Source organism: Inquilinus sp. (assembly GCF_057815775.1).
Genome location: NZ_JBYRFX010001026.1, coordinates 1 through 3,357, shown reverse-complemented (window position 1 = coordinate 3,357; position 3,357 = coordinate 1). Strand labels below are relative to the sequence as shown.

General features: G+C 68.1%; 4 protein-coding genes. All 4 read right to left on the bottom strand.

Going from position 1 to position 3,357, the window contains the following annotated elements:
- A partial coding sequence (locus AC3XYG_RS36670; protein WP_489144839.1) for a gamma-glutamyltransferase occupies positions 1 to 297 on the bottom strand: 297 nt, incomplete at its 3' end.
- A gap of 9 nt (positions 298 to 306) precedes the next feature.
- Positions 307 to 1,179 carry an ABC transporter permease gene (locus AC3XYG_RS36665; protein WP_489144838.1) on the bottom strand — a complete coding sequence of 291 codons (873 nt, stop codon included), beginning with the start codon at positions 1,177 to 1,179 and terminating at the stop codon, positions 307 to 309.
- Positions 1,176 to 2,123, bottom strand: a complete 948-nt coding sequence (locus AC3XYG_RS36660) for an ABC transporter permease (protein WP_489144837.1) — start codon at positions 2,121 to 2,123, stop codon at positions 1,176 to 1,178. Before AC3XYG_RS36660 ends, AC3XYG_RS36665 begins: the two co-directional genes overlap by 4 nt.
- A 35-nt stretch (positions 2,124 to 2,158) precedes the next feature.
- Positions 2,159 to 3,357, bottom strand: a 1,199-nt coding sequence (locus AC3XYG_RS36655; protein ID WP_489144836.1) for an ABC transporter substrate-binding protein, incomplete at its 5' end; no start/stop codon positions are given.

Genomic DNA, 3,357 nt, shown 5'->3' with positions numbered 1-3,357 from the left:
GATCAAGTCCAGCCACTCCGACCGGTAATGGTCGATGGTGGCGCCGGCCGGGGCGGGGCCCTGGCCGCACAGCACCTCGGTCTTCCCGGTCTTGGCGGAATGGAACACGATCGGCACGTCGCCGCCGGGGCCGACCAGGTGCGGCTCGACCACCTGCAGCACGAAGGCGGTGGCGACGCAGGAATCGAAGGCGTTGCCGCCACGCTCCAGCATCGCCATGCCGGCGGCGCTGCCGAGCCAGTGGGTCGAGGTGACCATGCCGAAGGTGCCGAGCAATTCGGGGCGGGTGGTGAACATGGGTGTCTCTCAGCTTTCGCGGGGGTCGAGGGCGTCGCGCAATCCGTCGCCCAGCAGGTTGAAGGCCAGCACGACCAGGAAGATCGCCCCGCCGGGGAAGACCGACATCCACGGCGCCTGGCTCATGAAGTTCTTGGCGGTGTTCAGCATCGAACCCCAGGACGGGTTCGGCGGCTGCTGCCCGAGGCCGAGGAAGGACAGGCTGGCCTCGGCGATGATGGCGGTGGCGATGGTCAGCGTCGCCTGCACGATCAGCGGCGGCAGCACGTTGGGCAGGATGTAGCGGATGATGATCCAGCGGTCAGGCAGGCCGATCGACCGGGCGCCTTCGACATAGTCCTCGGTCTTGATGCTCAGCACCTGGCCGCGGGTCAGGCGGATGAACAGCGGCATCGCCGACAGGCCGATCGCGATCATGGCGTTGGACAGGCTGGGGCCGAGGAAGGCGGCCAGGGCGATGGCCAGGATCAGGAACGGGATCGCCAGCATCGCCTCGGTGGCGCGCGAGATCGCGCCGTCGACCAGCCCGCCGTAATAGCCGGCCATCAGGCCGAAGGGCACGCCGACGGCCAGGGCGATGGCGACCGAGATCACCCCGGCCGACAGCGAGGCGCGGGCGCCATAGGCCAGGCGGGTGAAGATGTCCCGTCCCAGCTCGTCCGTGCCCAGCCAATGCGCCGCGGAGGGCGGCTTGCGGATCGTCAGGAAGCTGGTCTGCAGCGGGTCCTGCGCACTGATCAGCGGCGCGAACACGGCCAAGATGACGAAGGCCAGCAGCAGCACCGCGCCGACCACCGCCCCACGGTTGCGCAGGAACTTGGCCAGGCCGCGGCTGCGCCGCTTCGGCGCTGTGGCTTGCGCGGGGATGGCTGTCGCCGTCATGACGGGTGCCTCAGCCGCGGGTTGATCAGGATGTACAGCACGTCGGCCAGCAGGTTCATGGCGATGAAGCCGATCGCCGTGCACAGCACCACGCCCTGCACCACGGCGTAGTCGCGGTTGAACACGGCATCGACGATCAGCTTGCCGAAGCCGGGGATGGTGAACACCTGCTCGGTCAGCACCGCGCCGGCCAGCAGCTCGCCGAACAGCAGCGTCACCAGGGTGACGATCGGCACCAGCGCGTTGCGGAAGGCATGCTTCAGCACCACGGCCGGCCCCAGCAGCCCCTTGCCCCGCGCCGTGCGGATGTAGTCGGACCGCAGCACGCCGAGCATGGCCGAGCGGGTGTGCCGCATCAGCGTCGCGGCCAGGGCGTTGCCCAGCACGAAGGCCGGCATCAGCATGGTCTTGAGGCTGAGCCACAGATCCTGCGCCGGCGAGACATAGCCGGAGGCGGGCAGCAGCTTCCACTCCACTGACACCAGCAGGATCAGCATGATGCCGAGCCAGAAGTTCGGGATCGACAGGCCGGACAGGGCGAAGACATTGGCGCCGTAATCGACCGCCGTGCCCTTGTACACCGCCGCCAGGATGCCGGCGGGGATGCCGATCACCAGGGCGAAGACCATGGCCATGGCAGCCAGCTGGATGGTCACCGGCAGCTTCTGGGCGATCAGCTCGGTGACCGGCGCGTCGGTGCGCAGCGAGATACCGAAATCGCCCTGCACCACCTGGCCGATCCAGGCGAAGTACTGCAGCGGCAGCGGGTCGTCGAGCCGGTACTTGTCTCGCAGGTAGGACAGCACCGCGGGGTCGCGCTCCTCCCCCGCCATGGCCAGCACCGGGTCGCCCGGCAGCAGCTTCTGCAGGGTGAAGACCAGCATCGACACCAGGATCAGGGTCGGCAGCGCGACCGCCAGGCGGCGGAGGATGATCCGGATCATGGGCGGGGCGTCCCGGCGAGACGGTCAGGCATCTCTCAGCCCTCGATGCTCATGCCCTTCAGGCGGATCATGCCGTCGGGATAGGCGACGAAGCCCTTCACCTTCTTCGACAGCACGAACGGCCAGGGCTGGTAGTAGGTGTAGATGATCGGCAAATCGTCCTCGAGGATCGCCTGGGCCTGGTCGTACAATTCTTTGCGCTTGGCCTGGTCCGGCGTTTCGCGGGCCGCGTTCAGCAGCTTGTCGACCTCCGGGTTGCAGTATTTGCCGTCGTTCAGGTTGCCCTTGCAGGTGACGAAGGCGTGGATGTTGCCGTCGGGGTCGACGCGGCCGGACCAGCCGATCTGCATGGCGTCGAAATTGCCCTGCTGCGCCTCCTTCTGCATCGCCGCGAATTCGGTGGCGCGCAGCTTGATGTCGAAGCCGGCTTCGGACGCCATCGCCTGGGTCAGCTCGGCGATCTGCTGCGCCAGCGTGCCGGTGCCGAAGGCCAGTTCGAAGGACGGGTGTTCCTGCCCCGCCTCCTTCAGCAGCTCCTTCGCCTTCTCGACGTTGCGCGCCCGCAGCGGGAACTTGTCGCTGTAATAGGGGCTGGCCTGGGGGAAGGGCTGCTGTGCCGGCGGGTAGATGCCGGCGCCGGCCACCTGGTTGATGACGTCGCGGTCGACCGCCAGCTCCAGCGCCTGGCGCACCCGCTTGTCCTGGCCCAGCGGATTCTTGGCGCGGTCGCCATTGCCGGTGTTGATGGTGATGCCCTGGTAGCCGATGCCGGTGACCGGCACGAACACCAGGTTCGGGTCGTCCTTCACCGCCGGCACGTCGGACGGGGCCAGCCGCTCCAGCATGTCCAGGTCGCCGGCCTGCAGATTGGCCAGCCGCACCGTGGTGTCCGGGATCGGCTGGAACACCACCCGGTCGATCTTGTAGTTCGCGGCGTCCCAGTAGCCGGGATACTTCTCCAGCACGATGCGGTCGTTCTGCACCCGCTCGACGAAGCGGTACGGGCCGGAACAGACCGGCTTCTGGCCGAAATCGGCAGCATCGAACGCCTTCGGCGCCAGCATCATGCCGGCCCGGTCGGACAGCTGGGCCAGCAGCGTGGCGTCGGGCCGGGACAGCTTGATCGCCACCGTCTTCGGGTCGACCACCACGACGTCGGCGACCGAGGCCAGCTCGCTCTTGCGCAGGCTGTCCGGCAGGGTGCGGGCGCGGTCGAGATTGGCCTTCACCGCGG